Annotated in this window: 14 protein-coding genes; 8 read left to right on the top strand and 6 right to left on the bottom strand. The window is 74.8% G+C overall.

The window, feature by feature from the left end:
- The first annotated feature begins 173 nt into the window (after positions 1-173).
- Together metF and AB0K43_RS09485 are read left to right on the top strand one after the other, a co-directional pair.
- Entirely contained in the window at positions 174-1,088 is a 915-nt protein-coding gene (gene metF, locus AB0K43_RS09480) for a methylenetetrahydrofolate reductase [NAD(P)H] (protein WP_363637576.1), read from the top strand.
- 128 nt (positions 1,089-1,216) lie between these two features.
- Positions 1,217-1,999, top strand: a complete 783-nt coding sequence (locus AB0K43_RS09485; protein WP_363637578.1) for a hypothetical protein — start codon at positions 1,217-1,219, stop codon at positions 1,997-1,999.
- A 16-nt stretch (positions 2,000-2,015) separates the two neighbouring features.
- Here the strand turns inward: AB0K43_RS09485 and AB0K43_RS09490 are convergent, their stop codons facing one another.
- Complete coding sequence (locus AB0K43_RS09490) at positions 2,016-3,440, bottom strand: FAD-dependent oxidoreductase (protein WP_363637580.1); 1,425 nt, start codon at positions 3,438-3,440, stop codon at positions 2,016-2,018.
- A gap of 96 nt (positions 3,441-3,536) precedes the next feature.
- Positions 3,537-4,142 (bottom strand): DUF4126 domain-containing protein, encoded by a 606-nt coding sequence (locus AB0K43_RS09495; protein WP_363637582.1) that lies wholly within the window; start codon positions 4,140-4,142, stop codon positions 3,537-3,539.
- Positions 4,143-4,594: 452 nt separating this feature from the next.
- On the opposite strand from AB0K43_RS09495, the gene AB0K43_RS09500 reads away from it, so the two are divergent.
- The 3 genes from AB0K43_RS09500 (at position 4,595) to AB0K43_RS09510 (ending at position 6,787) form a co-directional block, all read left to right on the top strand.
- Positions 4,595-5,194: an SAV_6107 family HEPN domain-containing protein gene (locus AB0K43_RS09500; RefSeq protein ID WP_363637584.1), complete on the top strand. Its 600-nt coding sequence runs from the start codon at positions 4,595-4,597 to the stop codon at positions 5,192-5,194.
- 94 nt (positions 5,195-5,288) lie between these two features.
- Positions 5,289-6,041 (top strand): methyltransferase domain-containing protein, encoded by a 753-nt coding sequence (locus tag AB0K43_RS09505; RefSeq protein WP_363637586.1) that lies wholly within the window; start codon positions 5,289-5,291, stop codon positions 6,039-6,041.
- Between the two features lie 362 nt (positions 6,042-6,403).
- Complete coding sequence (locus AB0K43_RS09510; protein WP_363637588.1) at positions 6,404-6,787, top strand: DUF3040 domain-containing protein; 384 nt, start codon at positions 6,404-6,406, stop codon at positions 6,785-6,787.
- 116 nt (positions 6,788-6,903) lie between these two features.
- Here AB0K43_RS09510 and AB0K43_RS09515 read toward each other — a convergent pair whose 3' ends face one another.
- The 4 genes from AB0K43_RS09515 to AB0K43_RS09530 form a co-directional block, all read right to left on the bottom strand.
- The gene (locus AB0K43_RS09515) at positions 6,904-9,315 is read right to left on the bottom strand and encodes a DUF3488 and transglutaminase-like domain-containing protein (RefSeq protein WP_363637590.1); all 2,412 of its coding nucleotides are present in this window, start codon (positions 9,313-9,315) and stop codon (positions 6,904-6,906) included.
- Entirely contained in the window at positions 9,312-10,649 is a 1,338-nt protein-coding gene (locus AB0K43_RS09520; protein ID WP_363637592.1) for a DUF58 domain-containing protein, read from the bottom strand. Before AB0K43_RS09520 ends, AB0K43_RS09515 begins: the two co-directional genes overlap by 4 nt.
- Position 10,650: 1 nt before the next feature.
- Positions 10,651-11,598 carry a MoxR family ATPase gene (locus tag AB0K43_RS09525; RefSeq protein ID WP_363637861.1) on the bottom strand — a complete coding sequence of 316 codons (948 nt, stop codon included), beginning with the start codon at positions 11,596-11,598 and terminating at the stop codon, positions 10,651-10,653.
- A 411-nt stretch (positions 11,599-12,009) separates the two neighbouring features.
- On the bottom strand, positions 12,010-12,552 hold the full coding sequence (locus AB0K43_RS09530; RefSeq protein ID WP_363637594.1) for a carbonic anhydrase: 543 nt from the start codon (positions 12,550-12,552) through the stop codon (positions 12,010-12,012).
- Between the two features lie 520 nt (positions 12,553-13,072).
- Between AB0K43_RS09530 and rsmH the strand changes: the two genes are divergently transcribed.
- The 3 genes from rsmH to AB0K43_RS09545 all read left to right on the top strand — a co-directional run bounded on the left by rsmH (position 13,073) and on the right by AB0K43_RS09545 (position 16,830).
- Entirely contained in the window at positions 13,073-14,041 is a 969-nt protein-coding gene (rsmH, locus tag AB0K43_RS09535; protein ID WP_363637596.1) for a 16S rRNA (cytosine(1402)-N(4))-methyltransferase RsmH, read from the top strand.
- 105 nt (positions 14,042-14,146) lie between these two features.
- The gene (locus AB0K43_RS09540) at positions 14,147-14,770 is read left to right on the top strand and encodes a septum formation initiator family protein (RefSeq protein WP_363637598.1); all 624 of its coding nucleotides are present in this window, start codon (positions 14,147-14,149) and stop codon (positions 14,768-14,770) included.
- Entirely contained in the window at positions 14,767-16,830 is a 2,064-nt protein-coding gene (locus tag AB0K43_RS09545) for a penicillin-binding protein 2 (RefSeq protein ID WP_363637600.1), read from the top strand. Before AB0K43_RS09540 ends, AB0K43_RS09545 begins: the two co-directional genes overlap by 4 nt.
- Positions 16,831-16,908 lie beyond the last annotated feature (78 nt).

Genomic DNA, 16,908 nt, shown 5'->3' on the forward strand with positions numbered 1-16,908 from the left:
CTCCGGATCGATTGGCTGCCAATCAGACTATCGGGGTGTTCGAAAGGCTTCTCGCCACGGTGGATCCGGGCCCGGATCGGCGATGGATCGGAGGCGAACCGGCGTCTCGGACGGTGTCTCATTCCGTGGACCTCGTTTGGTCGGCCTCTCCGGATCCCGGCTAACCTGCGAGCATGGCACTCGGGATTCCCTCCACCAGGACCGACCGTGCGCAGACCGTGCGCGATCTGCTGGCGGCAGGTGACCGTTCGTTCTCCTTCGAGTTCATGCCGCCCCGCAGCGAGGCCGCCGAGCGCCGGCTCTGGGACGCGATCCGCCGGGTCGAGTCGCTCGACCCCAACTTCGTCTGCATGACCTACGGCGCCGGCGGCTCCTCGCGCGGCCGCACGGTCAACCTGGTCGGCCGGATCGCCACCGAGACCACGCTGACCCCGGTCGCGCACCTGACGGCCGTCGACCACTCGGTCGCCGAGCTGCGCAACATCATCGGCCAGTACGCGGACGAGGGCGTCCGCAACGTCCTGGCGGTCCGCGGCGACCCGCCCGGCGATCCGATGGGGGAGTGGGTCCGCCACCCGCAGGGCGTCACCTACGCCTACGAGCTGGTCGAGCTGATCAAGGGGATCGGCGACTTCTGCGTGGGCGTGGCCGCCTTCCCGCAGATGCACCCGCGCTCGGCGGACTGGGACTCCGACATCCGGCACTTCGTCGCCAAGTGCCGGGCCGGCGCCGACTACGCGATCACCCAGATGTTCTTCGAGGTGGAGGACTACCTGCGGCTGCGCGACCGGGTCGCCGCGGCGGGGTGTCCGACGCCGATCATCCCGGAGATCATGCCGGTCACCAACATCAAGCAGCTGGAGCGCTTCCCCCAGCTGTCCGGCTCGGCCTTCCCGGTCGAGCTGGAGCGGCGGTTCCTGGCCGCGGCCGAGGACCCGGAGGCGGTGCGGGCGATCGGCATCGAGCACGCCACCGCGATGTCCGAGCGGCTGCTCGCCGAGGGTGCGCCGGGCCTGCACTTCATCACGCTGAACCACTCGACCTCGACGCTGGAGATCTACCAGAACCTCGGGCTGCACCAGCGCTGAGGTGCGCACCCCGCCACCTCCCGGCCGCCGCCGGGCGGCCGGGACGGCCGTGCGGGGATGTGGGGCCCGCGGCCGGGAACCGGTACAGTCGCCCGCAACCGCGCGTCACGCGACTGGAGGTAGCGGGGATGAGCATCGGATACCTGCTGCTGTACGTCGCGTTGGCGCTGGTGGCGCTCTGGCTGGTGGCCGAGCTGCTGCTGCAGAGCCGGGCCCCGCTGGTCTGGCGGGCCGTGGCGCTCGCCGGGTTCGGCTGCGTGGTCGCCGGGATGCAACTGGGTTCGGTCCTGGTGATAGGGGCCGGCGCCGCCACCTTCGCACTCGGCCAGGCCTTCGTCACGCTCGCCGTCAAGCGCGGCCGGCCGGTCGGCTGGTCGCTGCGCAGGCCGGACGGCGCCCTGCCGGGCCCGCTCGCCAAGGTGCCGCTGCTCGGCGCCGTCACCGGCGGCGCGGCCGCGATGGCCGCCGCGGCCGCGGCACCCGCGCCGGTCGGCGAGGTCGGCCCGGTCGAGGCCGAGGAGACCGAGGCCCCGTACGCCTACGAGCAGTACCAGGAGCTGGGCCCGGACGACGGCGTCTACGCCGAGCAGCCCGCGGCGTACCAGCAGCAGGAGCAGCAGCCCTACTACCAGGCCGAGTACCAGCAGGCCGGGTACGCCGACCAGCAGTGGCAGCAGCAGCCCGGGTACCAGTACGACGCCTACGGGCAGCCGCAGTACCAGCCCCAGTACCAGGACCCGTACGCCCAGGCGCAGTACCAGGACCCGTACGCGGCGCAGCAGCAGCCGGTCCAGCCCTGGAGCGAGTACCAGCAGCAGCCGTACCCGGGCATCCCGCAGCAGCCGGGCCCGGAGTACCCGCCGGCCGCCGAGTACCAGCCGCAGCCCTGGGACTATCAGCAGCAGGGCTGAGCCCGGCCCGGGTCGCTCAGGCCGGCCCGATCAGGCCGGCGGTGACCGCGGCGGACATCCCCGTCCTGGCCAGCCCGCCGCCCGGATGGGCCGCGCCGCCGACCAGGTGGAGACCGGGCAGGGCGGCCTGGTTGGGGACGCCGAGGTAGGCGCCGCCCGCGCCGGCCAGGGCCGGTGCCGGGAGCGGGGCGCCGATGCGCGGCTCCTGCCAGAGGATCCGCTCGCGCAGGTCCAGGCCGGCCGCCGCGAGGTGGTCCAGCAGGTGCTCCGGGTAGCCGTCCAGGTCGTCCGGCCCGACCTGCTCGGGCACCGCCACGGTCAGGGTGATCGCCTCGTGCTCCCGGTCGGGCACCAGCGCCCCGTCCGCCGGGCGCAGCACCTCGACGGTGGGCAGCTCGGGCGGTGTGCCCGGCGCGTCGAACAGTTGCTCCCACTCCCGCCGCTGGTCGGCGGCGTGCACCACCGTGCGGTGCACCGCCCCGGGCGGGCGGCCGCCGCGCAGCGCGAGCAGCACCTTCAGCTGCCGCACCCGGGCGCCCGGGCTGGGGCGGCCGGGCCCGGCGGGCACCAGCTCCTCGTGCCCGCCGGCCGCGACCACCAGGTCCGCGTCGAGCCGCGTGCCCGAGGCGAGGACCCCGCTCACCCGCCCGCCGTCGGTCAGGATCTCCGTCACCGGGGTGTCGAACCGGAACTCCACCCGGCGCAGCTCGCACCGCCGGTACACGGCCTCGGCCAGCGCCCGCAGGCCGCCCCGGACGTACCAGACGCCGAAGGACTGCTCCATGTACGGCAGCACGGTGGCCCCGGCGGGCACCTCGCGCGGGTCCAGGCCGTGCCGCAGCGCGTACTCGTGCAGCAGCCGGGCCAGGTCGGGGTGGCCGCCGAGCTCCTCGCGGGCCACGTCGGCCAGCGTCCAGGCGCCCGGGCGGCGCAGCCGGGCCAGGCCGCGGCGCGGCGGGCGGGGGTACGGGTCGGTGTGCAGCGGGGCCGTCTCCGCCGGGAGCGGCTCCTCCAGCAGGGGGCGCCGGGTGGCCTCCCAGACCGCCCGGCCGCGGTTCATCACCTCGCCCCAGCGCGCGCCGGAGCCCGCGCCGAAGGCCGCGTCCAGGGCCTGGCCGACACCGCCGCGGGAGGCGTTGGGCAGCAGCACCTCGGTGCCGTCGGGGAACAGGTGCCGGCTCTCCGGATCGACCGGGACGAGCTCGACCAGCTGCTCCAGCGGCTCCTTGCCGGTCTTCAGCGCGAGGTCGCGGTAGACGGCCGGCAGGCTGAGCAGGCCGGGCCCGGTGTCGAAGGCGAAGCCGTCCCGCTCGTACCGGCCGAGGGCGCCGCCGTAGCTGCCGGTGGCCTCGCAGACCGTCACCCGGTGCCCGACAGCGGCCAGCCGGGCGGCGGCGGCGAGCCCGCTCATTCCTGCGCCGATGATGACGATCCGTGCCATGGCAGAAGATCCTAGGCCGTGTCCACAATTCGCACGCCCGGCGGGAATTGTGAGACACGGCCCAGGCCGCGCGGGGCGGCCCGCCGGACGGGCGGGTCAGTACGCGGGGGCGGTGGCCGTCCGGGCGGCCCGGCGCTCCTTGCGGCGCTGGAGGAAGCGGCGGATCCGGGAGACGGCGAAGAGCACCAGCAGCACGCCGAGCGCCAGCAGCACCGCGGCCACCGAGGCCGCCACCCAGGGGTGGAAGATCGCCAGGGTGACCACGCCGGCCACCGAGAGGTCCTCCAGCAGGCTGACGATGATGTTGGAGGCCGGCTCCGGGGAGGTGTTGACGGCCATCCGCAGCGAGGCCTTGACCAGATGGCTGACCAGCGCGGTGGTGCCGCCCACCGCCCCGGCGGCGACCTCGCCCAGCGAGCCCGGGTCGTGCGAGGCCATCAGCGCGGCCACCGTGGCGCCCGCGGCGGGCCGGATCACGGTGTGGATGCCGTCCCAGACGGTGTCCACGTACGGGATCTTGTCGGCGACCGCCTCGCAGAGGAACAGCAGGCAGGCCGCGACCAGCACGTCGGTGCGCTCCAGCACCGGCGGCACGCTGTCCGCGCCGCCGAAGCGGCCGAACAGGCCCAGCAGCAGCACCACGGCATAGGCGTTGATCCCGCTCGCCCAGCCGCTGGTGAAGACCAACGGAATGATGCTCAACCCTGCGCTCCCCTTCGCCTGCGCCGCCCGCCGGCCGGCCGGGCCACACCGTACCCGCGACGGGCCCGGCGCTGTCAGGACGTGCCCCGGGCCCGTGCGGTTCCCGTCCCCGGGGCCGGCGGCCGAAATGAGTACGGATACTCAGTTTGGCACTTGAGTACCTCAGCGGATGGCCTCCCACCTGCGCGGACGGCAGAGTGTGCGGGGCGCGGCCGCCCCGGGGGAGCGGCCGGCGGGGGCGCCGAGGGGGGCCCGAGGGGGCCCGTGGGGGGTCCGGGGGCGGTGCCGGGTCGGTCGGCCACAGGGGAGTCGACCGGCCCGGCACCGCCCCCGCCCGCCTCAGCGCGGGACGCTTCGGGGCCGCACGGTCGGCCGGACTGTCAGTGGTGCGGTTCACGATGGAGGGGCACGGGCCGCCCGGCCCGGGCACTCGCCTCGGACCGGGGGAGACCATGACCATCAGTCGTCCTGAGCCCGTCACCCGCCGCCCTGTCGCCGACCAACTGCCCGCCACCCCGCTGCCCAGCGCGCCCGCCATCTCGCCGCCCGCCACCTCGCCGCCCCGGCCCGCCGCGGCGCTGCTGCCGCACGCCCGGGGCAGCGACGTCCACCCCGTGCCCCGCCGGGCCACCGCCCCGCCGGCCGCCCTCGACCTGCTCCGGCACGCCCACCGCACCCTCGAGCAGGCCCGGGCGCTCCAGGATCCGCTGGAGCGCTACGCCACCGCCCACCTGGCCGCGCTGCGCACCACGGCCGCCGTGCTGGCGGTGCACGGCCGCCCGGAGCGCCACCCGCGCCGCCGCCAGGCCATCCGCAGCGCCTGGGAGCTGCTGCCCGAGGTCGCCCCCGAGCTCGCCGAGTGGGCGGTGTACTTCGCCGCCGGGGCCCGCCGGCGGGCCGCCGCCGAGGCCGGTATCACCGGCGCCGCCACCGCGCGGGACGCGGACGACCTGATCCGCAACACCGCGCTCTACCTGCGGATCGTCCAACGCCTGCTCGGGCTGTCGCCGGCCCCGCCGGCCCAGCCGCTGCCGCTGGAGGAGGCCGGCTGACACCGGCGCCGCAGGGCGGCGCCGAAGTGGTGCGGGCCGGTCGGTCTAAGGTGGAGCCGTCCGGCGAAACCACCCGCGCCCGAGGAGTCCACCCTTGTACCCGACTCGTCCCCGCAGTGCCCTGCGTACCGCTGTGGTCTGGGAGGTGGTGCGGGCGGCTCTGGAGCGGCGGGTCGCCGAGTTGGACCAGCCGGTGCTGGACGTCCTCGACACCGGCGGCGGCACGGGCAACTTCGCCGTGCCCGTGGCCAGGCTGGGGCACCGGGTGACGGTGGTCGACCCGAGCCCGGACGCGCTGTTCGCGCTGGAGCGCCGGGCCGCCGAGGCCGGTGTCACCGAGCTGGTACGGGCAGTGCAGGGCGACACCCAGACCCTCCCCGAGCTGGTCGACCGGGGCTCGGTGGACGCGGTGCTCTGCCACGGCGTGCTGGAGGTGGTGGACGACCCGGCGGAGGCCCTGGGCAGCCTCACCGGGACGCTGCGCAAGGGCGGCCTGGTCAGCCTGCTCGCCGCCAACCGCAACGGTGCCGTGCTGGCCCGCGCGCTGGCGGGCCACTTCGCCGAGGCCCGTACCGTGCTGGAGGCTACCGACGGCCGCTGGGGCGTGGGGGATCCGATGCCCCGTCGGTTCACCGGGGAGGAGCTCTCGGGGCTCGCCTCCGCGGCCGGGCTGCGGGTCTCCTCGGTGCACGGCATCCGGGTCTTCGCCGACCTCGTCCCCGGCGTCCTGGTGGACACCGAGCCCGGCGCCATGGACGCGCTGCTGAAGCTGGAGCTGGCCGCCGCCGAGCAGCCCGCCTTCCACGCCGTGGCCACCCAGCTGCACCTGCTGGCCGAGCTGGCCTGAGGCCCGGCCGGCGGGCCGCACCCCCGCACGTCCACCGCAGGTCGCCCACCCGCCGCCCACCCGCCGCCCGCCCGCCGCCCGCCCTTCGCCCGTTCTTCGTCCACGGACCGGCGGCGGCCCGACGGGGTGATTCCGCCGACTCGGGCACTTGTCCCCGGCCTGCGGCGTTGGGCAGCGTGCGGGCACTGCGCCGAAGTGTCCCGAGCCACGCTGGATTGACCACGCCGAAGCAGGCCGCTGGACCGTATGATCTGGGTAAAGCCGGAAAGCATGACACCCGGACCCTTGGGGCATATGGACCACACAGGGCCAGCCAGGGGTGGCGGACCGGTCGCCCCGCGACCGACGAGTAGGAGGACTCCGTGCCGCTCTCGGAGCACGAGCAGCGACTGCTCGAGCAGATGGAGCGAGCGCTGTACGCCGAAGATCCCAAGTTCGCGTCAGCGCTTGAGGGAACCGGGCTGCGCACCTACACCCGTCGGAGGGTCTACCTGGCCGCCGCCGGGTTCGTGGCGGGCATCGCGCTGCTGATGGGCGGCATGGTCGCCCAGCTCATCTGGGTGAGCGTGGTCGGGTTCCTGGTGATGCTGGGTTGTGCAGTCCTCGCCGTCACCGCTTGGAGGCGGGGCCCGATCGGGTCCCACACCGGCCCGAGGACAGCCTCGACACCGCGCCGCAAGGCCGGCGTCATGGATCGTATGGAGCAGCGCTGGCAGCGCCGCAGGGACGAGCACGACGGCCTGTAGACCAGGGCCGGAGCGCGGAGTCCGGGGCGGCCGCCGGTTGGACCGCAGAGCACACGGACCGCGAGGGCGGGCAGTCGACCGACTGCCCGCCCTCGCGGTCCGTTCGCTGTGCCCGGTCAGCCCCGCCGGAACGGCCGGGTGACCGCGGACCGGACCGTGCCGACCACTCGGCCGACCCGCTCCCGGGTGGCCTGACGGAACGCCATGACCCGGTCGGCGGCCCGCCACCAGACCCGGGCCATCGAGGCCGGCAGCAGCACCGCGCGGAGCCGGCCGAGCCGGCCGGTGCGGGCCCGCAGGCCCTCCCGGGCGGTCCGCACGTCCGGTCCGAGTGCGGTCAGCGGGCCGAGCTCGCGGGCGTACAGCACCCGCTCGGTGGCGAGTGCCACCCGCCCGGCCGCCGCGGCCGCCTCGGCGCCGAGTTCGGCGGTCTCGGTGAGTCGCTGCACGGTGCGGCGCGGGGTGCGGGCGTCGTCCGGCGGGATGCCGAGGTCCCAGGCCGAGTCGACCAGTTCCTGCCAGGCGGCGAGCACCTGCGCGTCGGTCAGCTCGACCCGCTCGGCGCCCGCGCGGTAGCGGCCGGTGCCGAGCCGCCGGCGGCGGATCCGGGAGCGCCAGACCATCGGCGTCCCGAGCAGGGCCAGCAGCAGTGCCGTCACCCCGGCCGAGGCCAGTACCGGCGGGCTGGTCCACCAGTCCTGCCGGCCGGCGCCCGCCGCGGCGGTGGGCCGGTCGTCGCCGCACTCGCCGATCCGGCGCAGCTTGGCGTCGCAGGAGCTGTTGGCGGACGCCGTCGGGGTGGCCGTGTCGGTCGCGGCGGTGGTGGGCTGCTGGGTCGGCGAGGTCGGCTCCGGCGCGTTCTTGTCCCGGGTGTAGACCGGGGCCGAGCCGCGGCTGGGGGTGGGCTCGAACCTGGTCCAGCCGGTGCCCGGGAAGAACAGCTCGGGCCAGGCGTGGTAGTCCAGGCTGCGGACCTGGCGGTTGTGGCCGCCCAGGTCCTGACCGGGGGTGAAGCCGACGGCGACCCGGGCGGGGATGCCCAGGGACCGCGCCATCGCCGCCATGGTCGCCGCGAAGTGCACGCAGAAGCCCTCGCGGGTCTCCAGGAACTTCTTGATCGCATCCGGGCCGGTGCCCGCGTCGATCTTGGTGGAGTAGGTGAACCGGCCGCTGGTGAACCAGGTCTGGAGCGCGAGCGCCCGGTCGTACGGGTTGTTCAGACCGGCGGTGACCGTCAGCGCGGTCGCCTTCACCTCCGGCGGCAGGTTGTCCGGCAGCCGCAGGTACCGGTCGATGATCTCCTTGGACGCCGCCGGCGCGGCCCGCAGCTGGTCGGCGGTGGTCCGCACGTCGAGGCTGGTGACCTCGTAGGCCAGGCCGTTGGACTTCTGGCCGTTCTCGCCGGTGACCATCCGGGTCACCGGGTCGAAGCGCCAGCGGCCGGGTGCCTTGACGGCGGTGGCCGGGTAGGGCATCGGCAGCCAGTCGCTGCTCAGGCTGTCGGTCACCCGGACGCTGGTGTGCACCGTGGCCGGGGTGGCGTTCTGCGACAGCCCGTCCGGCGGCGGGAAGGGCGAGGAGCTGAGCGGCGTCAGGGACTGGTCGCCGAACTTCCACTCCACACCGTCGAAGTCGTCCAGCGCGGCGACCCGCAGGTACATCTCGTCCGCGTCCGGGCCGTCGGTGGCGTAGTTGAACAGGACGGTGTTGTCGTTGCTCTTCAGGCTGGCCGCCAGGGTGACCACCGGGCTGAGCGCCTTGAGACCGCCGCCCGCGCCGCCGCTGCCGCCCGTACCGTGGCCGCCGAAGCCGTTGACCAGGCCGAGGCCGACCGGGCCGACCAGCAGCGGGACGAGCAGCGCCACGGCCAGCGCGATCACGCCGGCCTGCCGGCCGCCGTGGGTGACGGTGCTCGCGCCGTCGCGGCCGGTGCCGTGGAAGACCCGGCCCCAGCGGGAGATCCGGTCCTGGCCCTCGGTGTGCAGCAGCGCCAGGTAGCCGGCGCCGGCCAGCAGGAACCAGAGCCAGGCCGCACCGGTGTCGCCGGACAGCCCGGTGCCGACCGAGTACAGCGCGAGCAGCGGCAGACCGGCCGCGGCCGCCCGCCGGTAGGTCACCGCGACGGCGTCCACCAGGACGGCGACCAGGGCGACCGACCCGACCACGATGAGCCGCAGACCGGCGGTGGCCGGTGCCGGGATCGCGTACTCCTGGATGTTGGTGCCGCCCTGGGCGAGCACGCTGCCCAGCGCGTCCAGCGCCCTCGGGCCGGGCAGCAGGCCGGCCGTCATCGAGGACTGCACGAAGCCCAGCATCACCAGGTAGACCACGGCCAGCAGCTGGAGCGGGAGCACCAGTATCCGGGGCATCGGCAGCCGCCGCAGGCCGGCGCCGATCGCTCCGGCGGCCGCGATCAGCAGGATCGCGTGCGCCACCCAGCCGCTGGGGTGCAGCACGGGGATCAGGCTGAAGGTCACCAGCGTGGTCGCCAGCGCGGCGAACACGGTCAACTTGGCCCGGGTGGTCATCGGCCCACCTCGTCTCGGTAGGGGGAGGAGCTGCCGGCCCGGCCGGAGCCCTCGGTGCGGTCGGCCGACCGCCACAGCTGCGGTACGGAGTCGCCGGCCCTGACCGGCAGCACCGTCCAGCCGGCCAGGCGCAGCCGCTTGGTCTGCTCGTCCAGCTCGGAGTCGGGGCCGTCCGGCATCAGCTGCCGCAGGCCGGACCAGGAGCCGGTGTCGAGCAGGAAGGCCACCGCGCCCGCGCTGCGGCGGCGCAGCCGGCTCAGCCGGGTGACCTGCTCCTCGTCCAGCGAGCCGAGGATCGCCACCAGCAGGCCCTCGCCGCCCAGGCGCAGTGCCTCCTCGGCCCGGGAGAACCCACCGCCGTCGGAGTGCTCGACCACCGCGAGCGCGTCGAGCAGCAGCCCGGTGGCCTCTCCGACGGTGCTCACCCCGATGCCGGGCTCGGGCACCAGGTGGCCGGTGTCGGTCAGCAGCCTGATCTGGTAGCCGCGCTCGGCCAGGTGCACCCCGACCGAGGCGGCGCAGCTGACGGCCCACTCGAAGGAGGAGGCCGGGCCGCTGCCCCGGTGGCCGATCTCGCGGGTGTCGAGCAGCACGGTGGCCTTGGCCTTGAGCGGCTGCTCCTCCCGGCGGACCATCAGCTCGCCGTAGCGCGCGGTGGACTTCCAGTGCACCCGGCGCAGGTCGTCGCCGTGCCGGTACTCGCGCGGGATCACGTCGTCGTCGCCGGCCAGCGCCAGCGCGTGGGCGCTGCTCTCGCCCTGGCCGGACCACTCGCCCGGCAGCCGGACCGGCGGCAGGCTCTGTACCTGCGGCACCACGGTCAGCACGTCGGAGGCGGCGAAGGACCTGGTCAGCTCGCACATCCCGAACGGGTCGGACAGCCGCAACTGGAGCGGCCCGAGCGGGTAGCGGCCGCGCAGGTCCGAGCGGACCCGGTAGGAGACCTCCCGGAAGCCGCGCGGCTCGACCCGGTCGAGCACGAAGCGCGGGCGCGGCCCGAGCACGTACGGGACCTTGTCCTCCAGCAGCAGCAGCCCGGTGGGCACCCGGGAGACGTTGTCCAGGCGCAGGTGCACCCGGGCCTCCTGGCCGGCCGCCGCGCGGTGCGGGCTGAGCCGGCGCCCGCTGGCCACCCGGTAGCGGGTGCGCAGCAGGAGCGCGGCGGAGGCCAGCGGCAGCGCCGCCAGCAGGATGCCGATCTGGAACAGCGCGTCCTGCCCGAAGAGGAACGCGCAGAGCGCCGCGGTGGCGCCGGCGGCCAGGAAGGACCGGCCGCGGGTGGTCAGGCCGCGCAGGCCCGACCTGAGCCCCGACGGGTTCTCCGACCCGGGCATCTCAACGGCCCTGCGGACGCGGGATCGGGAGCCGCGCCACCAGGTCGAGCACCACCTGCTCGGCGGTGCGCCGGCTCAGCTGGGTCTCGGCGGTGGGCAGCAGGCGGTGGGCCAGCACCGGGACGGCCAGCGCCTGGATGTCGTCCGGCAGCACGTAGTCCCGGCCGTCCAGCGCGGCGGCCGCGCGGGCGGCCCGCACCAGGTGCAGGGTGGCCCGCGGGGAGGCGCCCAGGCGCAGCTCGGGGGAGGTGCGGGTGGCGCCGACCAGGTCGACGGCGTAGCGGCGGACCGGGTCGGAGACGAACACGGTGCGGACCAGCTCGACCAGCTTGAGGATGTCGTGGGCGTGCGCGACCGGCAGCAGGTCGTCCAGCGGGTTGGCGCCGCCGTGCAGGTCGAGCATGGCGAACTCGGCGTCGGGGCTCGGGTAGCCGATCGAGATCCGGGCCATGAAGCGGTCGCGCTGGGCCTCGGGGAGCGGGTAGGTGCCCTCCATCTCCACCGGGTTCTGGGTGGCGATCACCATGAACGGCGAGGGCAGCTCGTAGCTGGTGCCGTCGATGGTGACCTGGCGCTCCTCCATCGACTCCAGCAGCGCGGACTGGGTCTTGGGCGAGGCGCGGTTGATCTCGTCGCCGACCACGATCTGGGCGAAGATCGCGCCCGGCCGGAACTCGAAGTCGCGCTGGTGCTGGTCGAAGACGTTGGTGCCGGTCACGTCCGAGGGCAGCAGGTCGGGGGTGAACTGGATCCGTCGAACGGTGCAGTCGACCGACCGGGCCAGCGCCTTGGCCAGCATGGTCTTGCCCACGCCCGGCACGTCCTCCAGCAGCAGGTGGCCCTCGGCCAGCAGGACGGTCAGGGCGATCCGGACGGCCTCCGGCTTGCCCTCGATCACGCTCTCCACCGAGCCGCGGATCCGCCCGGCCACCTCGGCCAGCTCCGCCAGGCCCGCCTTCTCGCGGTGCCCGCCGGGGCCCGCCGTGGGCGATGTCCCCGCTGCGCTCTGCCCGTTGTAGGTCGTCACCCGTTGCTCCCATTTGGCCGTTCACATGCCGGGCCTCGTCACGGCCCCGCCCACCCCGATGACACGGGCCCGGACACCCGGCCGGTTCCGTGGGGAACCGCGCCGGCGGGCTCGTGGCCGGACCGCCCCAGGTGGTTCGGGGTCCGGTCCGCAGGCGCATTCTCCCCTGTCGGCCGGGCAGAAGTCACCCTTCGGGCCCGGGCCGCCGGAGCGGGCGGCGAGGTCGGCGGGTGACAAGCGGTGCCCTGTCCCGGTTCGTCCCCGAAATGATCGCCGACCCGGACGTCGTCGGCCGGGTCGGGGGACTGATGGGCTGGTCGCAGCGGTGGCGGCTTAGTTCTGCACCTCCCGGAGCAGTCCGGTGTGGACGTCGAAGACGAAGCCGCGGACGTCCTCGGTGTGCAGCAGGAAGGGCGAGGTGCGGACCCGCTGCATGGACTGGCGGACGTCGCCGTCCAGGTCCACGAAGGACTCCACCGCCCACTGCGGGCGCTGGCCGACCTCAAGCTCCAGCTCCCGGCGGAAGTCCTCGGTCAGCCCGAGCAGACCGCAGCCGGTGTGGTGGATCAGGGCCACCGAGCTGGTGCCCAGCGCCCGCTGGCTGATGGTGAGCGAGCGGATGGTGTCGTCGGTGACGACCCCGCCCGCGTTGCGGATGATGTGGGCGTCGCCGAGTTCCAGACCCAGTGCGGCGAACAGGTCGAGGCGGGCGTCCATGCAGGCGACCACGGCGACCTTCTGGACGGGGCGGGCGTCCATGCCGCCGTCGCGGAAGTCGACGGCGTAGGTGCGGTTGGCCTCGACGAAGCGGTCGATGATCGACGCGGTGGGTGTGGCAGCGGCGGTCGGCGTGGGCCGGTCGGGGGTCACTGTCATGGGGATGACGGTAATAGGATTTCCGCGCCCGTGGGACAGCAGGTCACCCCTTGAACCCCGGCTGTGACCGAGCCCATAGCGGAATTCGAGTCGCCGGTCGGCGGCGCGGGACCGGATTGCGCCGTTCTGTCCGGCGCGGAGCCCCGCCGTGCGCCTGTTCCCCGGACCGCCAGTGCGCCCGCCCCGACCTGCGGGAATCCATACCTCCGCCCGGGTGGCTCGCCGGTGCGGACCGTTGACTGGCCTCCGGCCCGCGATAGGCTGGCGGCGCGCTGGAGCACAGTCCGCACAGATCGTCAACTGTGTCTCCCCAGCCGGTCGCTGCGGCCCGTGCGCCGCCCGCGGCCTCCACCCGCTCCTGGCCTCCCGGCACACCTTCCCCGGTGCCTGGCGGCCCCTTCTTCCCCAGGTGAGCGGGCGGGGACCACGGGCGGCGTCCCGCCGTCGCGGCCCGGTGGGCCAGAATGGGAGCAGCCGTCCGGTCCCGGGCGGCCGCACCGAGGAAGGGCGCCACCGCGCAATGACGAACGACGCTCCGGCACCCAAGCACGTCCCGGTGATGCTGCAGCGCTGCGTGGACGCGCTGGCACCCGCCATCGCCGCGCCGGGCGCGGTGGTGGTGGACGCCACCCTCGGCCTCGGCGGCCACAGCGAGGCCCTGCTCACCCAGTTCCCCGAGGTCCGGCTGGTCGCGGTGGACCGCGACCCGGCCGCGCTCGAGCTCTCCGGCCGGCGGCTCGCCCCCTTCGGTGAGCGGGCCACCCTGGTGCACGCCGTCTACGACGAGATCCCGCAGGTGCTGGCCGACCTCGGCATCCCGCAGGTCCAGGGGATCCTGTTCGACCTGGGCGTCTCCTCGATGCAGCTGGACGAGGCCGAGCGCGGCTTCGCCTACGCCCAGGACGCCCCGCTGGACATGCGGATGGACCAGACCCGGGGCCTGAGCGCCGCCGAGGTGCTGAACACCTACAGCCACGGCCAGCTCGCCCGGATCCTCAAGGTCTACGGCGAGGAGCGGTTCGCCGGCAAGATCGCCTCGGTGATCCTGCGCGAGCGCGAGAAGGAACCGTTCACCAACAGCGCGCGTCTGGTCGAGTTGGTGCGCAACGCCATCCCCGCCGCCACCAGGCGCACCGGGGGCAACCCCGCCAAGCGCACCTTCCAGGCGCTGCGGATCGAGGTCAACGGCGAGCTGGAGGTGCTGGACCGGGCCATCCCGGGCGCGCTGGACTCGCTGGCCCTCGGGGGGCGGATCGTGGTGATGTCGTACCAGTCGCTGGAGGACCGCCTGGTCAAGCAGTACCTCACCGCCGGGGCGACCAACACCGCGCCGCCCGGGCTGCCGATCATCCCGGAGGAGCACCAGCCCTGGCTGAAGCTGCTCACCCGGGGGGCCGAACTGGCCACCGAGCAGGAGATCGAGGAGAACCGGCGCGCCGCACCCGTGCGGCTGCGGGTGGCGGAGAGGATCAGGGAAAACCGGGGCTGACCCCACCGCTCCTCGCCAGCCGAAGGGCGCGCCGGAGCAGGGAACGTCGGCATCGGGCCGCAGGGGCCCGCAGGCGAGTGCGGAAGACCGAGAGGGAGGGCAGCGGTGCCGGTGGCCGGCCAGGGGGCCTGGGGGAGCGGTCGGCTCCCGGGGCAGAGCGGCAGGGCGCGGATCACCGTGCGCCCCGGCGCCCGGCAGATCCGGGGGCGCACCCCGTTCGCCGTGCTGGTGGTGGCGCTGCTGACGGCCGGGCTGCTCGGGCTGCTGACGCTCAACACCGCGCTGAACGAGAACTCCTTCGAGCTCTCCCGGCTCAAGCGCCAGACCACCGAGCTGACGGACCGCAAGCAGTCGCTCCAGCACCAGATCGACCAGTACTCCGCCCCCGACGCGCTGGAGCGCCGGGCCCGCGAGCTCGGCATGGTGCCCGGCGGCGACCCGGCCTTCCTGAAGGACGACGGCTCGGTGCTCGGCAAGCCGGGCCAGGCCCAGGACGGCCCGCCGGTGAAGCGCACGGACAACGGGCTGTGGCAGCAGCCGGGCACCCCGGCCGCCGCCCAGCCGGGCACCCCGCAGCCGAGCCCGGGCCCGAGCGCCCCGCCCTCCGGACAGCCCTCGGCCCAGCCGACCCCCCCGGCGGCCGCCGACGGCGGGGTGGAGATCGCCCCGCTGCCGCCGGCCACCAGGTCCGCCGCCCCGTCAGCCCCGGCCGGAGGTACGCCGCGATGAGCACGCCCCGTCAGCCGTCCCGAGGCTCGGGCGAGCGCCGCCCGACCCGGCCCGCCCGCCCGGGGGAGCAGCGGCCGCGCGCGCCCCGCCCCCGCCCGGGCGAGCAGCGCCGGCCCGCCGCGCGCCGCCCCGCCCCCCGCCGCCCGGCCGCCCGGCCGCAGTCGCGGCCGATCAGACTGGCCGACCCGCGGCGCCGGCTGCGCCTGGTGACCATCGCGCTGACGCTGGTCTTCACGGTCTTCGCCGGCCGGCTCGTCCAGCTGCAGCTGCTCGACTCGGACGCGCTGGCCGCCGCCGCGGGCGCCAACAAGTACGTGAAGATGGAGCTGCCCGCCGAGCGCGGCTCGATAACGGCCGCCGACGGCACCGTGCTCGCCACCACCGTGGACGCCTACGACATCGTGGGCGACCCGACCCTGCTCACCCCGGCCGCGCTGCGGGTGGCCGACGGGCCGGAGCAGGCCGCCGCGCTGCTCGCGCCGATCCTCGGACAGCCGAAGGAGAAGCTGGCCGCCGCGCTGCACCTCAACCCCAAGAACCCGAAGAGCCAGTACGCGCCGCTGGCCTTCCGGCAGACCCCGGACGTCAAGAACCGGATCACCGAGCTCAGGAGCACCCTGGCCAAGCAGACCGACACCGCCGCCTGCCGCGGCCAGCGCCAGCTGCTCGGCAAGCCCGCCGAGCAGGGCGGCCGGCAGTACCTCGACGCCGCCTGCGTCAATCCGATGACCTCGATCGCCAGCACCGAGAGCAGCCGCCGGGTCTACCCGGCCGACGGACTGGCCGCCAACCTGGTCGGCTTCGTCAACTCCGAGGGCGTCGGCACCGGCGGGCTGGAGCTGCAGTACCAGCCGGAGCTGGCCGGGCAGCCCGGCCGGACCACCTACGCCTCGGCCGGCGGCCGGATGGTCGCCACCGCGGGCGGCAGCCGGCAGGACCCGGTGCCCGGCGCCGACCTGCGGCTCACCCTGCACCCCGACATCCAGTGGGCGGCCCAGCGGGCGATCACCGACCAGGTGGCCAACGCCGGTGCGGAGAAGGGCTACGTGGTGGTCCAGGACGTGAAGAGCGGCCAGGTCCTGGCGATGGCCACCTCGCCCGGCTTCAACCCCAACGACCTGTCGGCGGCCAAGTCCGACCAGCTCGGCAACGCTGCCCTCCAGGACGCCTACGAGCCCGGCTCCACCGCCAAGTTGATGACCATGGCGGCGGTGCTGGACACCGGCAAGGCGACCTGGGACACCCGGGTGACCGTGCCCAACACCCTGCAGCGCTCCGACCGGGTCTTCCACGACGACGTGGACCACGAGACCTGGTACCTGACCCTGGCCGGCGTGCTGGCCAAGTCCTCCAACATCGGCACCATCGAGGCGGCCGAGACGCTGGGCGCGGACCAGGCCGAGTCCAACCGGGTGCTGGCCGGCTACCTGGACCGGTTCGGCATCGGCCGGCCCACCGGGCTCGGCTTCCCCGGCGAGACCCGCGGCATCCTGGCCAAGCCGGAGGACTGGAAGGGCTCGCAGCAGTTCACCATCCCGTTCGGCCAGGGACTGTCGGTCAACGCGCTGCAGGCCACCTCGGTGTTCTCCACCATCGCCAACGGCGGGGTCCGGGTGCAGCCGAGCCTGCTGATGGGCACCACCGGGCCGGACGGCCGGTACACCCCGGCGCCGGCCGCGCCCACCTCCCGGGTGGTCGGCGAGCAGACCGCGAAGACGCTGACCGAGATGCTGGAGTCGGTGGTCACCGACGAGCAGGGCACCGGCACCAAGGCGGCCATCCCGGGCTACCGGGTGGCCGGCAAGACCGGGACCGCCAACCGGGTGGACCCGAAGACCGGCAAGTACTCCGGCTACACCGCCTCCTTCATCGGCTTCGCCCCGGCCGACCAGCCCCGGGTGACGGTCTCCTGTGTGATCCAGGACCCGGTCAACGGCCACTTCGGCGGCCAGCTCTGCGGGCCGGTGTTCAAGCAGGTGATGGAGTTCACCCTGAAGTCCCTGCAGGTACCGCCGAGCGGCAGCGACGCGCCCAACCTGCCCGTCGACTGGAAGCCCTGATGAGCAACGCCCCGGACCGCAGCACCGGCACACCGCGCCCCGTAGGTACCGAAACCACCGGGGCCGAGGAGCCGGGCG

Source organism: Kitasatospora sp. NPDC049258 (assembly GCF_040678895.1).
Taxonomy (GTDB): domain Bacteria; phylum Actinomycetota; class Actinomycetes; order Streptomycetales; family Streptomycetaceae; genus Kitasatospora.